Source organism: Sphingomonas sp., from assembly GCF_036387535.1.
GTDB lineage: Bacteria > Pseudomonadota > Alphaproteobacteria > Sphingomonadales > Sphingomonadaceae > Sphingomonas_R.
On the sequence record NZ_DASVTO010000069.1, the window covers coordinates 1 to 18,477 of the forward strand.

Below are 18,477 nucleotides of genomic sequence, written 5' to 3' on the forward strand. Positions count from 1 at the left end.
GCGGTCACCAATCTGGACAGCACCGCCAATGCAGATCATGGCGCCGTCGAAACCGCATCGACCCGCGACGGCATGGGCAATGCCGGCAACATGATCGCCGCATCCACCGGCACGGCGATCATGTTCGTGGAAGTGACCTACAGCTACCGACCGATCACTCCGCTCTTCTACTCGCAAAATCGCACGATCCGGGTAACTCAGGCCTTCAACGTCCGCGAACGCGTCAATTATCCCCTGCGCAACGACGGAAATCTCTCCGGCAACGCACGTTCCGACTGTCGCCTGTTTTCAACGGCCGTGCCGGTGATCTGATACGGATGGTCCGGCGTACCGCTGGCACGCCGGACCATCGGTGGGTTCAGCGGTAACAGACCGTCTTCACGGCCTTCACGACATCATCGACCTTCAACAGCGCCGCCTTCTCCAGATTTGCCGCATAGGGCATCGGCACGTCGACATTGGTCACGCGCAGCACCGGCGCGTCCAGATCGTCGAAGCCCTGCTCCATCGCGACCGCTGCGATTTCGGCGCTGATCGAACAGGTTGGCCAGCCTTCCTCGACGCACACGATCCGGTTCGTCTTGGCAAGGCTGGCAAGTACCGTCTCCGTATCCAGCGGACGCAGCGTGCGCAGGTCGATCACCTCCGCGTCGATGCCCTGCTCCGCCAGCTTGGTCGCCGCGTCCATCGCGACGCCGACGCCGATCGAATAGCTGACGATCGTCACATCCTTGCCGTCGCGCACGATCCGCGCCTTGCCGATCGGCAGGACATAATCGTCCAGCGCCGGCACGTCGAAGCTCTGGCCGTAGAGCAGCTCGTTTTCCAGAAACACGACCGGATCCTGGCTGCGGATCGCGGCCTTCAGCAGCCCCTTCGCATCCGCGGCCGAATAGGGTGCGATCACGATCAGCCCGGGAACGCTGGCATACCAGGGCGCGTAATTCTGCGAATGCTGCGCGCCGACGCGGGCCGCGGCGCCGTTCGGCCCGCGGAACACGATCGGGCATCGCATCTGCCCGCCCGACATATAGTTCGTCTTGGCCGCAGAATTGATGATGTGGTCGATAGCCTGCATCGCGAAGTTGAACGTCATGAACTCGATGATCGGCTTCAGACCACCCATCGCTGCGCCAGTGCCCACGCCGGCAAAGCCATATTCGGTGATCGGCGTATCGATCACACGCTTGTCGCCGAATTCGTCGAGCAGGCCCTGCGTTACCTTGTACGCACCCTGATATTGCGCGACTTCCTCGCCCATCACGAAAATGCGGTCGTCGGCAAGCATTTCTTCGGCCATCGCATCGCGCAATGCTTCGCGCACCGTCGTCTTGACCATCTCGGTCCCCGCGGGAACCTCCGGATCGGCGACCCGGGTCTTCTCCGCGGATGCGACCAAGGCATGAGTGCCGCTGGCGGACGGATCGGGTGCGGCGCCCTCCGGCGTCGGCGCCTTGTTATGGTCGGTGGGCGCCGCGACGGGCGTGGCATTCGCGGTGCCACCTTCGTCGGCGACCGCGGCATTGTCCGTTCCAGGCGCGGAAAGGTTGGATGCGTCCTCGCCTTCCTCTGCGATGAGTGCGATCACGGTGCCGACCTTTACGCCGTCCGTACCCTCGGCGACCAGGATCTTGGCAATCACGCCCTCATCGACGGCCTCGAACTCCATCGTCGCCTTGTCGGTTTCGATTTCGGCCATGATGTCGCCGGATGCGACCGTATCGCCTTCCTTCACCAGCCATTTGGCAAGCGTGCCTTCCTCCATCGTCGGGGAAAGCGCGGGCATCTTCAGTTCGATCGCCATCAGTAGGATTCCACCAGCACGTCGGTATGCAGTTCGGACAGGTCCGGTTCGGGCGACTGTTCGGCGAAATCCGCCGCTTCCGCCACGATCGCCTTGATGTCCTTGTCGATCTTCTTCAGTTCGTCTTCGCCAACGCCCATCGCCTCCAATTCACGCCGGGCATGTTCGATCGGGTCGGACTTGTCACGCACCGACTGCACCTCGTCGCGCGACCGGTATTTCGCAGGGTCGGACATCGAATGGCCACGATAGCGATAAGTCTTCAGTTCGAGCAGGATCGGCCCCTTGCCGGATCGCGTCCATGCGATCGCGGTTTCGGCCGCGCCGCGTACCGCCAGCACATCCATGCCGTCGACCTGGATGCCGGGAATGCGGAAACTCTCACCGCGGCGATAGAGCTGATCCTCGGCCGATGCGCGGTTCACGCTGGTACCCATCGCATATTGGTTATTCTCGATCACGAAGATCACCGGCAGCTTCCACAGCTCGGCCATGTTGAACGATTCGTAGACCTGGCCCTGATTGGCGGCGCCATCACCGAAATAGGCGAGGCACAGGCCGCCATCGCCCTTGTATTTGTGGCTGAAACCAAGCCCGGCGCCCAATGACACCTGCGCACCGACGATTCCGTGCCCGCCGAAGAACTTATGTTCGACGGAGAACATGTGCATCGATCCGCCCTTGCCCTTCGAGATACCGGCGGCACGTCCGGTCAGCTCGGCCATGATGACCTTCGGATCGATGCCATAAGCCAGCATGTGGCCATGGTCCCGGTATCCGGTGATGACCGAGTCCTTGCCCTCTTCCAGCGCGGATTGCAGGCCGACCGCCACGGCTTCCTGGCCGATATAGAGGTGGCAGAATCCGCCGATCAGACCGAGACCATAGAGCTGCCCGGCCTTTTCCTCGAACCGACGGATCAGCACCATCTGCCGGTAGAATTCGAGCAACTGTTCCTTGGTCGCCACAAACCGCTGCGGTTCCGCGGGGCGTTCGCGGTTCGGGGTTGCGGGAGGGGCGTCGGCCTCTTCACCGCGGGGCTGCACTGCCTTTGCCAAGCGTCCGGCTCCTTCGTCAAAAAATCTGGAACGCGGTCTAGGCGCGCCCGTTGCATTCCGCAACGGCAACCCCGCCCTTTCACCGATTTTGCAGGATTACCTCGTCTTCGCGAACCTGATCGGTTCGGGACCGCACCAGTTCGTCCGCAAGGTCAGGATCAACGCCCCTGCGCGGATCCAGCAGCTCGGACCGGTGCTGCAAGCGCGCGCGCTCCGCCTCGATCCGCACCAGCTCGCCTTCACGCTGCATTCGTGCCTGCTTGTAATCGCCCCAGGCCAGCAGCCCATTCTGTCCGATCACCGCCGCCAGCACGAAATAGCCGATGATGAGCAACGCCGCCGCCGGCGCCGCCGCCGACGCGATCAGCGCAAAGGTGGAACGCTTGTTCGCCATCCTGTTCTCCTTCCTGCCCGCCGCCATCGACCATGACGGCGTCAGCGCAGGATCGACCGTCCCGCATAACGGGCGACGATGCCCAGCTCCTCCTCGATCCGGATCAGCTGGTTATACTTGGCCAACCTGTCCGACCGCGCCAGCGACCCGGTCTTGATCTGCCCGCAATTGGTCGCGACCGCGAGATCGGCGATCGTGGCATCCTCCGTCTCGCCGGACCGGTGCGACATGACCGCGGTATAACCGGCACGCTGCGCCATCGACACTGCCTCCAATGTCTCGGTCAACGTCCCGATCTGATTGACCTTCACCAACAGCGAATTGGCGAGCCCGTCCTTGATGCCCTGCCCCAGCCGCGCCGGATTGGTAACGAACAGGTCGTCGCCCACCAGCTGCGTCTTGTGGCCGATCTTGTCGGTCAGCAGTTTCCAGCCTTCGAAATCATCCTCGCCCATCCCGTCCTCGATCGAGAAGATCGGGTAGCGCGCAGCCAGGTCCGCAAGATAGTCCGCCATCTCGGCCGGCGACAGCACGCGGCCCTCGCCCGTCAGCTGATAAGCCCCGTCCCGGAAAAACTCGGTCGCCGCGCAATCCAGCGCGAGCATCACGTCGTCGCCCGGCGTATAGCCCGCCTTCTCGATCGATTGCATGATGAAATCCAGCGCTTCCACCGGACTGCCGATATTGGGTGCGAAGCCGCCTTCGTCGCCGACCGACGTCGACAGGCCCTTGTCGTGCAGGCCCTTCTTCAGCGTGTGAAAGATCTCGGCACCGCACCGCACGGCCTCGACCATATTCTCCGCACCGACCGGTACGATCATGAATTCCTGGAAATCGATCGGGTTATCGGCATGCATGCCGCCATTGATGATGTTCATCATCGGCACCGGCAGAACATGCGCGGACACCCCGCCGACATAGCGGTACAGCGGCAATCCGCGTGCCTCCGCGGCGGCCTTCGCCGCAGCCAGGCTGGCCCCCAGAATCGCATTGGCGCCGATCCGGCTCTTGTTCGGCGTCCCGTCCAGCTCGATCATCGTCGCGTCGATCGCGGCCTGGTCTTCGGCATCGATACCGATGATCGCATCGGCAATCTCGCCGTTTACCGCGTCGATCGCCTTGTCAACGCCCTTACCCAGCCAGCGCGTCTTGTCCGCATCGCGCAGTTCCACTGCTTCATAGGCGCCGGTCGACGCGCCCGACGGCACCGCTGCCCGTCCGAAGCTGCCATCCTCCAGCGTCACGTCGACCTCGACGGTGGGATTGCCCCGGCTGTCGACGATCATGCGGGCGTGGACATCGACGATGGCGGTCATGGTGCGGGCCTTTCGAGGAGGAACGGGAACGGTTCGCCGGCTCCTACCGGCCTGTCGCGCGGGAGGCAAATAAGGCATGACGATATGGAACGGGGCGGGGTGACGGCGGTTGTCGTCTCGATATCGTAACACTGGATCGGAGAACGACATGGCCATGGGCGACACCCGCCTTCCTGAGGGCACCGACAGCATCATCGGCGGGGCCTCGGTCGGCAACGATCTTTCCGACGATACCGGTGGCACCACGCTGGGGTATGACGACGCGGAAACCCCGCCGGCACGCAGCAGCGACGCGGGTTCGGCATCGGCCCACGCGCAGTCGAAGCTCGTGGACAAGGCCGCCGACCTGCGCGGGCAGGCTGCCGACAAGGCGCGTGAATATGCGACCCAAGGCAAGGATCGCGCGGTCGAGCAGCTGGACACGGTTCAGCGCATGATCGGCGACGCGGCCGCCACGGTCGAATCCAAGGTCGGCGAGCAATATGGCGCCTATATTCGGCAGGCTGCGGATTCGGTCGGTTCGCTTTCCGATCTGATTCGCGACAAGGATGTCGACCAACTGCTGGCCGACGCCCGCGATCTGGTCCGTAGGAGCCCCGGTCTGGCGATCGGTGCCGCGGCCGCGGTCGGGTTCGTGATCGCGCGCGTGGCAAAGGCCGGCCTCGACACGGCACCGGCCGGCTCGGTTGCCGGAACCACGCCAACGCCCAGTCCCGCAGCCGGGACCACCACGGCCCTATGATTCCGCCGCGCGACATCGCGGATGACTCGGTCGGCACGCTGCTGCAGCGGCTGGCCGACGATGGACGAGCCTATGTGCGGGCGGAAGTCGACGTGGCGCGGGCTTCGGTTCGCGCCCGTGTCGGATCCGCAAAGGTCGCGATCATCGCGGGCTTTGCGGCCCTCTTCATCGCCCAGGCCGGCTTGACGGTTCTGTTCCTCGCAATCGGCTCGGCGCTCGCCATGCTGATGCCGCTCTGGGCCGGCCAGCTGCTGGCGGCCCTGCTGGCTTTGGCTGCCGCGGGCCTGCTGGTGAAATATGCGATCGCCCATGCCTCGCCACCGACCGGCGATCCGGAACCCGCGGTGCAGGAAGATCGGACATGATCCTCGATCCAGATGTCATTGCGGCCAAGGCCCGGGCGGCTGCGGCACGCAGCCGGCTGGAGGGGACCTTTACCGAGCTTCAATCCCGCCTCAACCCCGCGTCGCTGGCGCACACCGCCTGGTCCGGCGCCGTCGATCGTGGGGCCGATGCGTGGGAAAGCGCGATCGATCGCGGGACCGAGGCCTGGAGCGTCGCAGTCGATCGCGGCACGCAGGCGACCGAGGAGGCGGTGGCCTTCATTCGTCAACGTCCCGGCTTGACGGCGGCGGTCGCGACCGCGGCCTTGGCACTGATCGCGACACCGTCGCTTGTCCGGCGGGCACGCGGAACCCCGTCCTCCCCACCCGATCGGCAGGACCCGCCACGCCTGACCGGCCCAATCCCTCATCTGGAGACACGCTCATGACCTCCCCTGCCAATGACGACCGCGCTGACGGCGCCTTCACCCACGCCACGCAGAAGGTCGGCGAAGCGGCCGCGTCGGCCGGTCACGCCGTGAGCGAAGCCGCACATTCGGCGAAGGAAAAAGCCGCGGATGCCGCAGCCGCCATTCGCGACCGCGCCAGCGACGCCTATGACGTAGCACGCACCCGGGCGTCCTCCGCGCGGGAAACCGCGGCAACCGGTTTCGACAGTGCCCCGCTGGTGGCACTCGCCGGCGGCATCGCGCTGGGCGCGATCATCGGCGCGCTGTTGCCGAAAACAGACAGTGAAGCCCGACTGCTCGGCCCGGTCGCGGCGAAGGCCAGCGATGCCGCAAAAGCCGCGTTCACGGCCGCGCGCAGTGCCGGGCAGGACAAGCTCGATGAACTCGGCATCAATCGCGAAACCGCGCGTGCCAAGGTCGATCAGCTGGTGGACAGCGCCAGTCAGGCTGCCGGTTCGGCCGGTGCCGCCGCAAAGGACGCCGTGCGGAACCGCGCCGACGCCTGATCCCGGCACGGGCGGACGGGTCAGTTCAACATCGGTTCAGACCGTCTCATCTACGGCGCCCCCAGGAGGGGGCGCCGTTATCATATCATCAGGAGTGCCATCCATGCGTCTTCCCATCCGCGCCGCGTTCGCCGCCGGCTTGCTGTCCGCGACCGCAATCGTGCCGAGCGTCCCGGCGACCGCGCAGGTCCGCATCGATAACAGCGATCCGGCTCGGTTCATCGATACCCTGTCCGATGCCGGGCTCGGCGCCCTGCGCACCGGCAACCGCACCGCCGCGCGTGCGCAGTTCCGGAGCCTGCTCGCGCAGCATTTCGCGGTGGATCAGATTGGTGACCGGCTGATCCGCAGCCAGTTGTCGCGCATCACCCCGCAACAGCGGGCCGCGTACAAGGCCGCCTTTCCCAATTTCCTGATCAACACCTATGCCGACCGGCTGCAGCAATATGCCAAGGCGGACGTGAAGGTGATCCGGGTCGTCCCGGCCGGCAACAGCGCGCAGGTGGTGTCGCAGGTCATCCAGCCCGGCCAGTCGCGGCCGCTCAATGCCACCTGGACCGTCGACCGGATCGGCGGCGTGTGGAAAGTCAGCAACCTGACCGTGGCGGGGATCAACCTTACCATCACCCAGGCGAACGACTTCAATTCGGTGATCCAGCGTCAGGGCTTCGATGGCTTGGTCAAGCTGATGCAGTCACGCGCCGGCTAATCGCTTGTGCGGGTGGGCGAACGCGGATAGCGGTCGCCCACCCGAACCCCCTGGCATCGGACCAAGAACCATGAGCAAATTGCATCTCGTCTTCGGTGGTCGTGTCACCGATCCCCGCACGCTGGATTTCGCCGATCTCGACGGCATCGACTTCGTCGGCGTATTTCCGGACTACAAGACGGCGGAAAACGCCTGGCGCGCGGCCGCCCAGCGGACGGTGGATGACGCCGAGATGAAATATGTCGTCGTCCATCTTCATCGGATGCTGGAACCGGCGACGAAGCCCGGCGAACCTCCGCACGAAGTCGCATAAACCCGATCGCTCCGGCCTCGATCGGCCGGAGCGCCGTTCAATCTGCCGCCAGTGGGGTCAGGCCCGGCGCCAGTGCCAGTGCAGCAGGGGCTTGGCCAGCGCCAATCCCATCAGGAAACCGCCGACATGCGCGGCGGTGGCGATCATCGTGCCTTGAACGCTGGCCAGACCCACGAGCAGTTGAAGGCCGATCCACGCCGCGGCCAGCCACAGGATCTGGAGTGCCGCGCCAAGGCGTCCCTCGCGAAACCGGCCACGGCGTTCGCCATAAAGCAGCGCATAGGCCGCGAAGATGGCCGATACCGCGCCGCTGGCACCGACCATCGGTGTCATCGCCGATGGATTGATCGCGAACTGTGCCGCCGCAGCGCCATAGGCCCCGGTCAGATACAGGATCAGCACCCCCGACCAGCCGATCGACGGTTCGACATAGCGCCCGCAAAAGCCCAGCATCAGCATGTTGAAACCGAGATGCACGATCCCGGCATGCACCAGCGTGGCGCTAAGCGGGGTGAGCCAGACCGGCAATGCACCGGCGAGCGGCAACCCGCTGACCCGCGCCGGGATGAACCCCGCGACCACGCCGGCCAGATGATCCCCGCCGCCAAGCGACGTTCCCGCCCATGCCAGACAGGTCAGCACGACCAGAGCGGTGGTCGCACGCGCGGGTGGCAATTGCATCGGTTCAGAGCCGGCTGATCGGGGTCGGGATCAGATGAACTCGATCTTCGACACGACATAATAGCGGTCGCCCGACGGCACCGTCACCTCGACCTCATCGTCGATCGTGCGCCCGATCAGCGCACGGCCGAGCGGCGAGTTATAGGAGATGCGGCCCAATTTCGCGTCCGCCTCGGTCTGCCCGACCAGCTGATATTTCACCGGCTTGTCGTCCTCGTCGATCAGATGGACGGTCGCGCCGAACACCACCTTGTCGCCCGACAGGGTCGTCGGATCGATCACCTGCGCCCGCGACAGCTTGTCCTCGATATCGGCGATCATCGCCTCGATCTGGCCCTGCCGTTCCTTGGCTGCGTGATATTCCGCATTTTCGGACAGATCGCCATGCGCGCGCGCTTCCTCGATCGCGTCGATCACGCCAGGCCGCTCGGCTTTCAGAAGCGCGAGCTGGTCGTTGAGCATCTTGTGCCCTTCCGCCAGCATCGGCATCTTGTCGACCGTCGCCATGTCTCTAACCCCTTCGTAAATAGTCGTCCTCCGGCCGCCGCCCCTGTTCGGGACCGCGTCCGCACCATACCGGATCTGGCGGTGGTCAGACGTTCAGTGACGGATAATATGACTGGAGCGGCCGCACTTCAAGGTTGCGGTCGCGCAAAGCCCCGATCGCACGCACCACCGCGACGCTGGCCGCGGCCGTCGTGAAGTAGGGAACGCGGTGCTTCAACGCCGCCCGCCGGATCGATGCCGAATCCTGCAAAGACTGCCAGCCTTCCGTCGTGTTGAACACCAGCGCGATACCACCATCGATGATCCGATCGACGATATGCGGCCGGCCCTGCGCCACCTTGTTGACGACTTCGACCGGGACATCATGCGCCTTCAGATAGGCGGCCGTACCGTCGGTCGCGACCACCTTGAACCCCAGCGAGACCAGATCGCGCACCGCCGGCAGGACGATCGGCTTGTCGCCTTCCTTGACAGACACGAATACCGTGCCCGTCAGGGGCAGCACCGTCCCCGCGCCCAGTTGGGATTTGGCGAAGGCGGTCGCAAAATCCCGATCGATCCCCATCACTTCGCCCGTGCTCTTCATCTCCGGGCTCAGGACGGGATCGACGCCGGGAAAGCGGTTGAACGGAAACACCGCTTCCTTGACGGCGATATGGTCAATCGCGCGGTCGATCTTCGGCAGATCGGCCAGTATCTCGCCGGCCATGACCCGCGCCGCGATCTTGGCGACCGGCACGCCGATCGCCTTCGCCACGAACGGCACCGTACGGCTGGCGCGTGGATTGACCTCGATCAGATAGACGCCGCCATCCTTCACCGCGAACTGGATGTTCATCAACCCGCGCACGCTCAGCGCATGCGCCAGCAACACCGTCTGCCGCTCGATCTCGGCGATCGTCTCGTCCGACAGGCTATAGGGCGGCAGCGAACAGGCGCTGTCGCCCGAATGGACACCCGCCTCCTCGATATGCTGCATCACGCCCGCAACCACCACATCCGTGCCGTCGCACAGCGCGTCGACATCGACCTCGATCGCATCGCGCAGATATTGATCGATCAGCACCGGCGAGTCGCCCGACACCTTCACCGCGGTCGCGATATAGGTTTCCAGCTGCGCCGGTCCGTCGACGATCTCCATCGCGCGGCCACCCAGAACGTAGCTGGGCCGCATCAGCACCGGATATCCGATCCGGTCCGCCACGCTCAGCGCCTCGTCGCGGCTGCGCGCGATCCCGTTGGCCGGTTGCAGCAGCTTCAACGATGCGATCAGGTCGGCGAACCGCTCGCGATCCTCCGCCAGGTCGATCGCATCCGGGCTGGTACCCAGGATCGGGATGCCGGCGTCTGCCAGTTCCGCAGCCAGCTTCAACGGTGTCTGTCCGCCGAACTGCACGATCACGCCGACCAATGTCCCACGCGATTGTTCGACATGCAGGATCTCCAGCACGTCCTCTGCGGTCAGCGGCTCGAAATACAGCCGGTCCGACGTGTCATAGTCGGTCGACACCGTCTCCGGATTGCAATTGACCATGATCGTCTCATAGCCCGCATCCGCTAGCGCGAAGCAAGCGTGGCAGCAGCAATAGTCGAACTCGATCCCCTGCCCGATCCGGTTCGGCCCACCGCCCAGAATCACGATCTTCCGGCGGTCGCTCGGCGCCGCCTCATTCTCGGCCTCGCCAAAGGTCGGCGCCTCATAGGTCGAATACATGTACGGCGTCTTCGCCTCGAACTCGGCCGCGCAGGTGTCGATCCGCTTGAACACCGGCCGGACGCCCAGTTTGTGACGCAACGCACGCACCTCGCGCTCGGTCACCCCGCCTGTCATCGCCTTCATGACATCGTGGATCAGGCCCGATCCATGCGCCTGTGCCCGGTCCATGCCGCGCAGATTGGCGGACTGCATCGCCAGATGCGCCAGCCGCTTGTCGGAAAAGCCCATCGCCTTCAGCTTGCGCAATCCGGCGGCATCGCGCGGCAATCCGTCCTGTGCAACCGCTTCCTCCGCTCGGATGATCGCCGCCAGCTGCTCCATGAACCAGGGATCATAACGGGCGACGCGGCAGACATCGTCGACCGTGAACCCCTCGCGCAGGGCCTGCGCCGCCACCAGCAGCCGGTCCGGCGTGGGCCGCGACAATGCCGCCTCGATCACGTCGCGACGCGCGCCCTGCAACGTCTCGACGAAGTTCAGCCCCGCCAGGCCGGTTTCCAGACCACGCAACGCCTTTTGCAGGCTCTCCTGGAAATTACGCCCGATCGCCATGACTTCGCCGACGCTCTTCATCGCGGTCGACAGCGTGTCGTCGGCGCCCTTGAACTTTTCGAACGCGAAGCGCGGGATCTTGGTCACCACATAGTCGATCGTCGGCTCGAACGCCGCCGGCGTGGCGCCGGTGATATCATTGTCGATCTCGTCCAGCGTGTAACCGACCGCCAGCTTGGCGGCGACCTTGGCGATCGGGAAACCGGTCGCTTTCGACGCCAGCGCCGATGAACGCGACACGCGCGGGTTCATCTCAATCACCACCAGCCGGCCTGACTTCGGATCGACTGCGAACTGGACGTTCGAACCCCCTGTTTCGATGCCGATTTCCCGGAGTACCGCGATCGATGCGTTGCGCATGATCTGATATTCCTTGTCGGTCAGCGTCAGCGCCGGCGCGACGGTGATCGAGTCCCCGGTATGGACGCCCATCGGGTCGATATTCTCGATCGAACAGATGATGATGCAGTTGTCGTTGCGATCCCGCACGACCTCCATCTCATATTCCTTCCACCCCAGCACCGACTCCTCGATCAGCACCTCGGTGGTCGGGCTCGCATCCAGCCCGCCGGTCACGATCGCGATGAACTCTTCGCGATTATAGGCGATGCCGCCGCCGGTTCCGCCCATCGTGAACGACGGCCGGATGATCGCCGGCAGCCCGACGACGTCGAGCAGCGCGATGGCTTCGTCCAGCGTATGCGCAACGTCCGATCGCGGGCTTTCCAGCCCGATCTTGTCCATCGCCTGCCGGAATTTCAGCCGATCCTCGGCCTTGTCGATCGCCTCGGCATCGGCGCCGATCATCACGCAGCCATATTTCTCCAGCGTGCCGTCGCGCGCCAGCGCCAGCGCGGTATTCAGCGCGGTCTGTCCGCCCATCGTCGGCAGGACCGCGTCGGGCCGCTCCTTGGCGATGATCTTGGCGACGATCTCCGGCGTGATCGGCTCGACATAGGTGGCGTCGGCCATGTCGGGATCGGTCATGATCGTCGCGGGATTCGAATTGACCAGTACGATGCGATATCCCTCTTCCTTCAAGGCTTTGACCGCCTGTGTTCCGGAATAGTCGAACTCGCACGCCTGGCCGATCACGATCGGCCCCGCGCCAATGATCAGGATGCTGGAAATGTCGGTGCGCTTGGGCATGGCTTAATGGTCCGTCCCGGCTTCAAGATGGCAGCCCCAGCCATCGTAGGTCACGCCATGTTTCTCGGCGATCGCGATCATCCCGGCGGTCAGCGCATGGATCAGTTCGCGGGTGATCGCCTGCTCGCGCACGACCTCCAGCACATGTTCGCCATCCTCGCCTTCATACACCTCGTCCGCGTCCCAGCCTTCGGCTTCCAGCGCATCCGCCAGCGCCTCCAGCTTTTCCGGATCGCCGACAAACCCGACATCGACATCGCGGGGGATCTCATGCCGGTCGCCATCGCCCGCCAGATGCTCCAGCAGCGCATCATCTTCCGCGAAATGCTCGGCCAATTGCTCATCGGTCATGATCGTTCTCCAATCGGAGGAATGGGTTAAGCGGCGGACTTCAACTGCGCGACGAACTGCTCGAACAGATAGTGGCTGTCCTGCGGGCCCGGGCTCGCTTCCGGATGATATTGGACGGAAAAGGCCGGCCTGTCGGTCAGGCGCAATCCGGCCAGCGATCCGTCGAACAGAGACACATGCGTCGCCTCCGCATTGGCAGGCAGCGATGCGGCATCGACCGCGAAGCCATGGTTCATGCTCGTGATCTCGACCCGCCCGTCGGCAGTGCGCTTGACCGGGTGGTTCGCCCCGCGATGTCCCTGGTGCATCTTGGACGTGGTCGCGCCGACCGCCAGCCCGAGCAGCTGGTGGCCCAGGCAGATCCCGAAGATCGGCGTCCCGACCCGCAGCAGTTCCTGGATCACGGGCACGGCATAGACACCGGTCGCCGCCGGGTCCCCCGGCCCGTTGGACAGGAACACGCCGTCCGGCCCATGCACCATCACATCCTCGTAACGCGCGGTCGCGGGGACCACCGTGACCCGAGCCCCCGCGGCAACAAGGTTCCGCAGGATGTTACGTTTCAATCCATAATCGATCGCGACGACATGCGGGCCATCAGGGTTTGCAGCATGGGTGGCATAGCCCGCGCCCAGCGTCCACAGCCCGTCCTGCCAGCTGTAGCTCTGCGTCGACGAAACCTGCCGGGCGAGGTCCATGCCCTCCAATCCGGGCCAGGCGCGCGCTTGTTCACGCAACGCGTCGAGATCGAACTGTTCGTCGGCGGCATGCGCGATCACGCCGTTCGGCGCACCCTGGATCCGGATCGCCCGGGTCAGCGCGCGTGTATCGATGCCGGACAGCCCGATCCGGCCATGGTTGCGCAGCCAGCCGTCGAACCGCTGCGTCGACCGGAAATTGCTGGGATCGGTGACATCCTCCCGCACGATGCAGCCCAGCGCGTGCGGATTGATCGCCTCGACATCCTCGGCATTGGCGCCGACATTGCCGATATGCGGAAAGGTGAAGGTCACGATCTGCCCCGCATAGGACGGATCCGTCATCACTTCCTGATATCCGGTCATCGCGGTGTTGAAGCAGACTTCGCCGACGGCGGCGCCTTCCGCGCCGAAGCCGCGTCCCCACAGGACGGTGCCATCAGCCAGCACCAGGACGCCGGTCGCGCCATCGGGGCGCGCAGGATCGGTCTCGGCCACAAGCGGGCTCCTTCTGTCATGTGCGTCGGGTAAAGCGGCGTCGAACTAGGGAGTGCGACGCGGAGGGTCAACGCCTATCAAATCGGCGTCGTTTCGCCTATCCTGATCGCTTTCCCGGAACCGGACGCGAAACCCCATGATTCGAGACGATATCGCCGCGGCGCAGATTGCCGCGATGAAGGCCCGCGACAAGGGCACCGTGGATGCGACTCGGCTGATCCAGGCCGCGATCAAGAATCGCGACATCGAACTGCGCACTGCCAGCACTCAGCCCGACGACGACCTGATGGTCACCGAAGTGCTGTCGAAGATGATCAAGCAACGCCGCGAATCGATCGCGATGTACGAACAGGGCAACCGCCCCGAACTGGCCGCGAACGAAGCCGCCGAGGTTGCCGTGATCGAACGCTTCCTGCCCGCGCAGATGTCGGAGGAGGAAGCCCGCGCCGCGATCGACGCGATCGCCACCGAACTCGGCGCGGCGTCGGTGAAGGACATGGGCCGGGTGATGGCGGCGGTGAAGGACCGCCACGCGGGCAAGATGGACATGGCCAAGGCCAGCGGCCTGGTGAAGGCGCGGCTGGCGGGGTAACTTTCGCATCTCGCTCGCCCGCCCTCCGAACGGCTGGGTGCGCGGGACGAACGGAGAAGGTGGGATCGACCTCGTTGTGACCTCGAACGTCATCATAATTCCGTTCGTGTCTAGCGTAGTCGAGAGACCCACCGCACCCACAGCCCCCACCCCATGACCCTCACCCCGCAATGGCTTGACGAACTCCGCGCGCGCACCATGCTCAGCACGCTGATCGGTCGCACGGTGAAGCTGCAAAAGGCCGGCCGCGAATATCGGGCCTGCTGTCCCTTCCATCAGGAAAAGTCGCCGAGCTTCTACGTCAATGACGAGAAGGGCTTCTACCACTGCTTCGGCTGCTCCGCGCATGGCGATGCGATCAAGTTCCTGACCGAGGCGCAGGGCCTGCCGTTCATGGATGCGGTCAAGGAGCTGGCCGCCGCCGCCGGGCTGGAGGTGCCCGCCGCCGATCCGCGCGCGGCCGAGCGGCAGGCGCGCGCGCTGGGCCTTCACGATGTGATGGCCGCCGCGTCTACCTGGTTCACCGAACAGCTGGGCAGCCCGGAAGGCGCCCCCGCCCGCGCCTATCTCGCGAAACGCGGGGTCACGCCGGCCCAGATCACGGCATTCGGCTTCGGCTTCGCACCCGATGCCCGCAACCGGCTGAAGACCGCGCTCGCGTCGTTCGGCGTGCCGATGCTGGTCGAGGCCGGCCTGTTGATCCAGGTCGAGGACAAGGATCCCTATGACCGGTTTCGCGGACGGCTGATGATCCCGATCCGCGATCAGCGCGGCCGCGCGATCGCGTTCGGCGGCCGCATTCTGGGCGATGGCGAGCCGAAATATCTGAACTCGCCCGAAACGCCGCTGTTCGACAAGGGACGCACGCTGTTCAACCTTGATCGCGCCGCCGCCGCCGCACGCAAGACCGGTCGGGTACTGGTCGTCGAGGGCTATATGGACGTTGTCGCGCTCGACCGCGCCGGGATCGCGGAGAGCGTCGCGCCGCTCGGCACCGCGTTGACCGAAAGCCAGATGGAACGGCTGTGGAAGCTGGCCGATATCCCGATCCTCTGCTTCGACGGCGATCCGGCCGGGCAGAAGGCCGCGGCGCGCGCCGCCGTTCGCGCGCTTCCGCTGATCCGGCCCGGCCGCACGCTGCGCTTCGCGACGCTGCCGCCGGGCCAGGATCCCGACGACCTGATCGCGCAGGCCGGCCGGGCCGCGTTCGAAACGCTGCTGGACCGGGCCGAACCGCTGTCGGCCCGGCTGTGGGCGATCGAGGTTGCGGCCGCATCGCTGGACACGCCGGAGGCCCGCGCGGGCCTGCGCCGTCGGTTGGCCGACCACGGCGCGACCATTGCTGACCGCGATGTTCGCGAGCAATATCAGGCGGATTTCCGCGAACGCTTCGATCAGTTGTTTCAACGCCAGCCACAGCAGAGCGGTCGAAACTCGTCACCGCGACCGGGCGGGCGCGGCATGTGGGTCCCAGGCAAGGGATTTGTTCCCGCCCCCCGTCCGCTGACCGACCGCGCCCGGTCGATCGGCAACGACGGCGTGACGTCGCTGGTGGCACGCGCCGTCCTTGCCGGCATCCTGCGCTATCCGTCGACGCTACGCACACATTATGAGGCGTTGGCGCTGCTGCCGATCCCGGACGCGGGGTTGGCGGCGATTCGCGACACGCTGGTGGACGCTGCGTTCGATGATCGGGTGCTTGAAAGCGGTGGAATTGCCCTCATATTGCAAGAAGGTGGCCACGCGGCCGTTTCGGGAGAGCTGATCCGGACGAACGGTCTTGCGTTTTCCTTCCTGCGCGGCAATGCCGACCCGGAACGTGCGGTGCGCGATCTGGGCGTGGTGATTGACGCGGTTGTGGAACGGGCGGAGCTGGAAGCGGCGCTCGCCCACGCGACCGATCGGTTCAAGGCAAACCCGGAGGACGAGGCGGCGTACGCCGAGCAGTTGCGGCTGGGCGCGGCACGCAATGCCGCTGCGCAGACGTTGGCCGCTCTGGTGGCGAACCAGGACGGCCTCGATTATTGAGATAGGGTATCGGACGGCATGGCGAAGACGAACACGGTGGATGCGCAGGAGAAACCGGATGCCGGTGATGCGCCCCTGATCGACTTGAACGAAGCGACGCTGAAAAAGCTGATCGCACGTGCCAAGAAGCGCGGTTACATCACTTATGATCAGCTGAACGAGGCGCTGCCGCAGGATCAGATGTCGTCGGAGCAGATCGAGGACGTCATGTCCGCGCTCAACGAAATGGGCGTCAACGTCGTCGAGAATGAGGAAGGCGGCGAGGAAGAGCAGGCGCAGGAGGATGCGCAGGACGACGCCGAGGAAATCAGCGAGGATGGCCCCGCCCAGGTCCTGCAGGCGACCGCCAAGAAGGAGACGGTCGATCGCACCGACGATCCCGTCCGCATGTATCTGCGCGAGATGGGGGCGGTCGAACTGCTCAGCCGCGAGGGCGAGATTGCGATCGCCAAGCGGATCGAGGCCGGGCGCGACACGATGATCCTGGGGCTGTGCGAAAGCCCGATCACCTTCAACGCGATCATCGACTGGTCGACCGCGCTCAACGAAGGCACGATCCAGCTGCGCGAGATCCTGGATCTGGACGCCATGCTGTCGAAGGGACCAACGCCGGAGCAGGTCGAGCAGGCCGAGGACGGCGACGAGATTTCGGAAAAGACCGCCGGACCCTCGTTCAAGGACGAGCCCGAACCCGAGGAAGCCGCCGCTGACGAGGATGAAAGCGGCGAACCCCGTATTCCGCGTCCATCCGATGACGAGGAGGAGGAGGACAACACCCTCAGCCTTGCGCAGATGGAAGAGACGCTGAAGCCGATGGCGCTTGAAAAGTTTGCCACGATCACGGCGCTCTACAAGAAGTTCAGCAAGGTCCAGCAGGCGCGCCTGGTCGCGTTCAGCAATGGCGACGACTTTGCGGCGTCCGAAGAACGCAAATACCAGAAGCTGCGCGAGGAGCTGACCGAGCAGGTCGAAAGCGTCCAGTTCCACGGCGCGAAGATCGAATATCTGGTCGACCAGCTCTATAGCTTCAACCGCCGCCTGACCGCGCTTGGTGGGCAGATGTTGCGCTTGGCCGAGCGTCACAAGGTCCCGCGCAAGGCGTTCCTCGACGCTTATGTCGATCATGAGCTGGAAGACGGCTGGCTGGAAAAGCACGCCAAGACCGACAAGAAATGGGCGGCGTTCGCGGCGACCGAGGGCGACGCGGTCGAGCGCGTGCGCGCGGAAATCGGAGAGATCAGCCAGGCGACCGGCATGTCGCTCAACGAGTTCCGTCGCATCGTCAACATGGTGCAAAAGGCGGAGCGCGAGGCGCGGATCGCGAAGAAGGAGATGGTCGAGGCCAATCTGCGGCTCGTCATCTCGATCGCGAAGAAATACACCAATCGCGGGCTGCAGTTCCTGGATCTGATCCAGGAAGGCAATATCGGCCTGATGAAGGCGGTCGACAAGTTCGAATATCGCCGCGGCTACAAGTTCAGCACCTATGCCACCTGGTGGATTCGTCAGGCGATCACCCGCTCGATCGCGGATCAGGCGCGAACGATCCGCATCCCGGTTCACATGATCGAGACGATCAACAAGCTGGTCCGCACCAGCCGCCAGATCCTGCATGAAATCGGCCGCGAACCAACGCCGGAGGAGCTGGCCGAACGGCTGTCGATGCCGCTCGACAAGGTGCGCAAGGTGATGAAGATCGCCAAGGAACCGATCAGCCTGGAAACGCCGATCGGCGACGAGGAGGATTCGCATCTTGGCGACTTCATCGAGGACAAGAATGCGATCATCCCCGTCGATGCCGCCATCCAGGCGAATCTGAAGGAAACCGTGACCCGCGTGCTAGCGTCGCTCACCCCGCGCGAGGAACGGGTGCTGCGCATGCGGTTCGGTATCGGCATGAACACCGATCACACGCTGGAAGAGGTCGGGCAGCAGTTCAGCGTGACCCGCGAACGCATCCGTCAGATCGAAGCGAAGGCGCTGCGCAAGTTGAAGCACCCGAGCCGCAGCCGGAAGATGCGCAGCTTCCTCGATCAGTGATCGCGATCGGACGCGTCCGCCCGTCGGCG

At 64.8% G+C, this 18,477-nt stretch carries 18 protein-coding genes and 1 pseudogene; 10 read left to right on the top strand and 9 right to left on the bottom strand.

All coding sequences use genetic code 11. From position 1 onward, the window contains the following. Positions 1–312: pseudogene (locus VF649_RS05920) on the top strand (hypothetical protein); the annotation flags it as partial. A gap of 46 nt (positions 313–358) precedes the next feature. Here VF649_RS05920 and VF649_RS05925 read toward each other — a convergent pair. From VF649_RS05925 to eno, 4 genes are all read right to left on the bottom strand, one after another. After that, positions 359–1,804, bottom strand: coding sequence for a pyruvate dehydrogenase complex E1 component subunit beta (locus tag VF649_RS05925; RefSeq protein WP_331011035.1), 1,446 nt, complete (start codon positions 1,802–1,804; stop codon positions 359–361). Then, positions 1,804–2,862, bottom strand: coding sequence for a pyruvate dehydrogenase (acetyl-transferring) E1 component subunit alpha (gene pdhA / locus VF649_RS05930; RefSeq protein WP_331011036.1), 1,059 nt, complete (start codon positions 2,860–2,862; stop codon positions 1,804–1,806). The genes VF649_RS05925 and pdhA overlap by 1 nt, the downstream gene beginning before the upstream one ends. A 79-nt stretch (positions 2,863–2,941) precedes the next feature. After that, a complete protein-coding gene (locus VF649_RS05935; RefSeq protein ID WP_331011037.1) occupies positions 2,942–3,256 on the bottom strand; it encodes a septation ring formation regulator EzrA in 315 nt (104 codons plus the stop codon). Positions 3,257–3,297: 41 nt separating this feature from the next. Then, positions 3,298–4,572 carry a phosphopyruvate hydratase gene (gene eno, locus VF649_RS05940; protein WP_331011038.1) on the bottom strand — a complete coding sequence of 425 codons (1,275 nt, stop codon included), beginning with the start codon at positions 4,570–4,572 and terminating at the stop codon, positions 3,298–3,300. Between the two features lie 148 nt (positions 4,573–4,720). Between eno and VF649_RS05945 the strand changes: the two genes are divergently transcribed. From VF649_RS05945 to VF649_RS05970, 6 genes are all read left to right on the top strand, one after another. After that, positions 4,721–5,314, top strand: coding sequence for a hypothetical protein (locus VF649_RS05945; RefSeq protein ID WP_331011039.1), 594 nt, complete (start codon positions 4,721–4,723; stop codon positions 5,312–5,314). Further along, the gene (locus VF649_RS05950) at positions 5,311–5,679 is read left to right on the top strand and encodes a phage holin family protein (RefSeq protein ID WP_331011040.1); all 369 of its coding nucleotides are present in this window, start codon (positions 5,311–5,313) and stop codon (positions 5,677–5,679) included. Before VF649_RS05945 ends, VF649_RS05950 begins: the two co-directional genes overlap by 4 nt. Further along, positions 5,676–6,086 carry a hypothetical protein gene (locus VF649_RS05955; protein WP_331011041.1) on the top strand — a complete coding sequence of 137 codons (411 nt, stop codon included), beginning with the start codon at positions 5,676–5,678 and terminating at the stop codon, positions 6,084–6,086. Before VF649_RS05950 ends, VF649_RS05955 begins: the two co-directional genes overlap by 4 nt. Next, positions 6,083–6,613 (top strand): hypothetical protein, encoded by a 531-nt coding sequence (locus VF649_RS05960; RefSeq protein ID WP_331011042.1) that lies wholly within the window; start codon positions 6,083–6,085, stop codon positions 6,611–6,613. The genes VF649_RS05955 and VF649_RS05960 overlap by 4 nt, the downstream gene beginning before the upstream one ends. A gap of 103 nt (positions 6,614–6,716) precedes the next feature. Continuing rightward, complete coding sequence (locus tag VF649_RS05965; RefSeq protein WP_331011043.1) at positions 6,717–7,322, top strand: ABC transporter substrate-binding protein; 606 nt, start codon at positions 6,717–6,719, stop codon at positions 7,320–7,322. 70 nt (positions 7,323–7,392) lie between these two features. Further along, positions 7,393–7,635, top strand: coding sequence for a DUF4170 domain-containing protein (locus tag VF649_RS05970; protein ID WP_331011044.1), 243 nt, complete (start codon positions 7,393–7,395; stop codon positions 7,633–7,635). A 57-nt stretch (positions 7,636–7,692) separates the two neighbouring features. Here the strand turns inward: VF649_RS05970 and VF649_RS05975 are convergent, their stop codons facing one another. The 5 genes from VF649_RS05975 to carA all read right to left on the bottom strand — a co-directional run bounded on the left by VF649_RS05975 (position 7,693) and on the right by carA (position 13,788). Further along, positions 7,693–8,316, bottom strand: a complete 624-nt coding sequence (locus tag VF649_RS05975; protein WP_331011045.1) for a rhomboid family intramembrane serine protease — start codon at positions 8,314–8,316, stop codon at positions 7,693–7,695. A 30-nt stretch (positions 8,317–8,346) separates the two neighbouring features. Further along, a complete protein-coding gene (gene greA / locus VF649_RS05980; RefSeq protein WP_331011046.1) occupies positions 8,347–8,823 on the bottom strand; it encodes a transcription elongation factor GreA in 477 nt (158 codons plus the stop codon). A gap of 85 nt (positions 8,824–8,908) precedes the next feature. Then, entirely contained in the window at positions 8,909–12,241 is a 3,333-nt protein-coding gene (gene carB, locus VF649_RS05985) for a carbamoyl-phosphate synthase large subunit (protein ID WP_331011047.1), read from the bottom strand. 3 nt (positions 12,242–12,244) lie between these two features. Continuing rightward, positions 12,245–12,592: a ribonuclease E inhibitor RraB gene (locus VF649_RS05990; RefSeq protein ID WP_331011048.1), complete on the bottom strand. Its 348-nt coding sequence runs from the start codon at positions 12,590–12,592 to the stop codon at positions 12,245–12,247. 26 nt (positions 12,593–12,618) lie between these two features. Then, positions 12,619–13,788, bottom strand: coding sequence for a glutamine-hydrolyzing carbamoyl-phosphate synthase small subunit (gene carA / locus VF649_RS05995; protein WP_331011049.1), 1,170 nt, complete (start codon positions 13,786–13,788; stop codon positions 12,619–12,621). Between the two features lie 136 nt (positions 13,789–13,924). Between carA and VF649_RS06000 the strand changes: the two genes are divergently transcribed. The 3 genes from VF649_RS06000 (at position 13,925) to rpoD (ending at position 18,448) form a co-directional block, all read left to right on the top strand. Continuing rightward, entirely contained in the window at positions 13,925–14,380 is a 456-nt protein-coding gene (locus VF649_RS06000) for a GatB/YqeY domain-containing protein (RefSeq protein WP_331011050.1), read from the top strand. Positions 14,381–14,533: 153 nt separating this feature from the next. Then, positions 14,534–16,408, top strand: a complete 1,875-nt coding sequence (dnaG, locus tag VF649_RS06005) for a DNA primase (RefSeq protein WP_331011051.1) — start codon at positions 14,534–14,536, stop codon at positions 16,406–16,408. An 18-nt stretch (positions 16,409–16,426) separates the two neighbouring features. After that, positions 16,427–18,448, top strand: a complete 2,022-nt coding sequence (gene rpoD, locus VF649_RS06010; RefSeq protein WP_331011052.1) for an RNA polymerase sigma factor RpoD — start codon at positions 16,427–16,429, stop codon at positions 18,446–18,448. The last annotated feature ends 29 nt before the right edge of the window (positions 18,449–18,477 follow it).

Coding starts and splice junctions, on each gene's coding strand:
- VF649_RS05925 (WP_331011035.1), bottom strand. CDS start 1,804: ATGGCGATCGAACTGAAGATGCCCGCGCTTTCCCCGACGATGGAGGAA.
- VF649_RS05935 (WP_331011037.1), bottom strand. CDS start 3,256: ATGGCGAACAAGCGTTCCACCTTTGCGCTGATCGCGTCGGCGGCGGCG.
- eno (WP_331011038.1), bottom strand. CDS start 4,572: ATGACCGCCATCGTCGATGTCCACGCCCGCATGATCGTCGACAGCCGG.
- VF649_RS05945 (WP_331011039.1), top strand. CDS start 4,721: ATGGCCATGGGCGACACCCGCCTTCCTGAGGGCACCGACAGCATCATC.
- VF649_RS05950 (WP_331011040.1), top strand. CDS start 5,311: ATGATTCCGCCGCGCGACATCGCGGATGACTCGGTCGGCACGCTGCTG.
- VF649_RS05955 (WP_331011041.1), top strand. CDS start 5,676: ATGATCCTCGATCCAGATGTCATTGCGGCCAAGGCCCGGGCGGCTGCG.
- VF649_RS05960 (WP_331011042.1), top strand. CDS start 6,083: ATGACCTCCCCTGCCAATGACGACCGCGCTGACGGCGCCTTCACCCAC.
- VF649_RS05965 (WP_331011043.1), top strand. CDS start 6,717: ATGCGTCTTCCCATCCGCGCCGCGTTCGCCGCCGGCTTGCTGTCCGCG.
- VF649_RS05970 (WP_331011044.1), top strand. CDS start 7,393: ATGAGCAAATTGCATCTCGTCTTCGGTGGTCGTGTCACCGATCCCCGC.
- VF649_RS05975 (WP_331011045.1), bottom strand. CDS start 8,316: ATGCAATTGCCACCCGCGCGTGCGACCACCGCTCTGGTCGTGCTGACC.
- greA (WP_331011046.1), bottom strand. CDS start 8,823: ATGGCGACGGTCGACAAGATGCCGATGCTGGCGGAAGGGCACAAGATG.
- carB (WP_331011047.1), bottom strand. CDS start 12,241: ATGCCCAAGCGCACCGACATTTCCAGCATCCTGATCATTGGCGCGGGG.
- VF649_RS05990 (WP_331011048.1), bottom strand. CDS start 12,592: ATGACCGATGAGCAATTGGCCGAGCATTTCGCGGAAGATGATGCGCTG.
- VF649_RS06000 (WP_331011050.1), top strand. CDS start 13,925: ATGATTCGAGACGATATCGCCGCGGCGCAGATTGCCGCGATGAAGGCC.
- dnaG (WP_331011051.1), top strand. CDS start 14,534: ATGACCCTCACCCCGCAATGGCTTGACGAACTCCGCGCGCGCACCATG.
- rpoD (WP_331011052.1), top strand. CDS start 16,427: ATGGCGAAGACGAACACGGTGGATGCGCAGGAGAAACCGGATGCCGGT.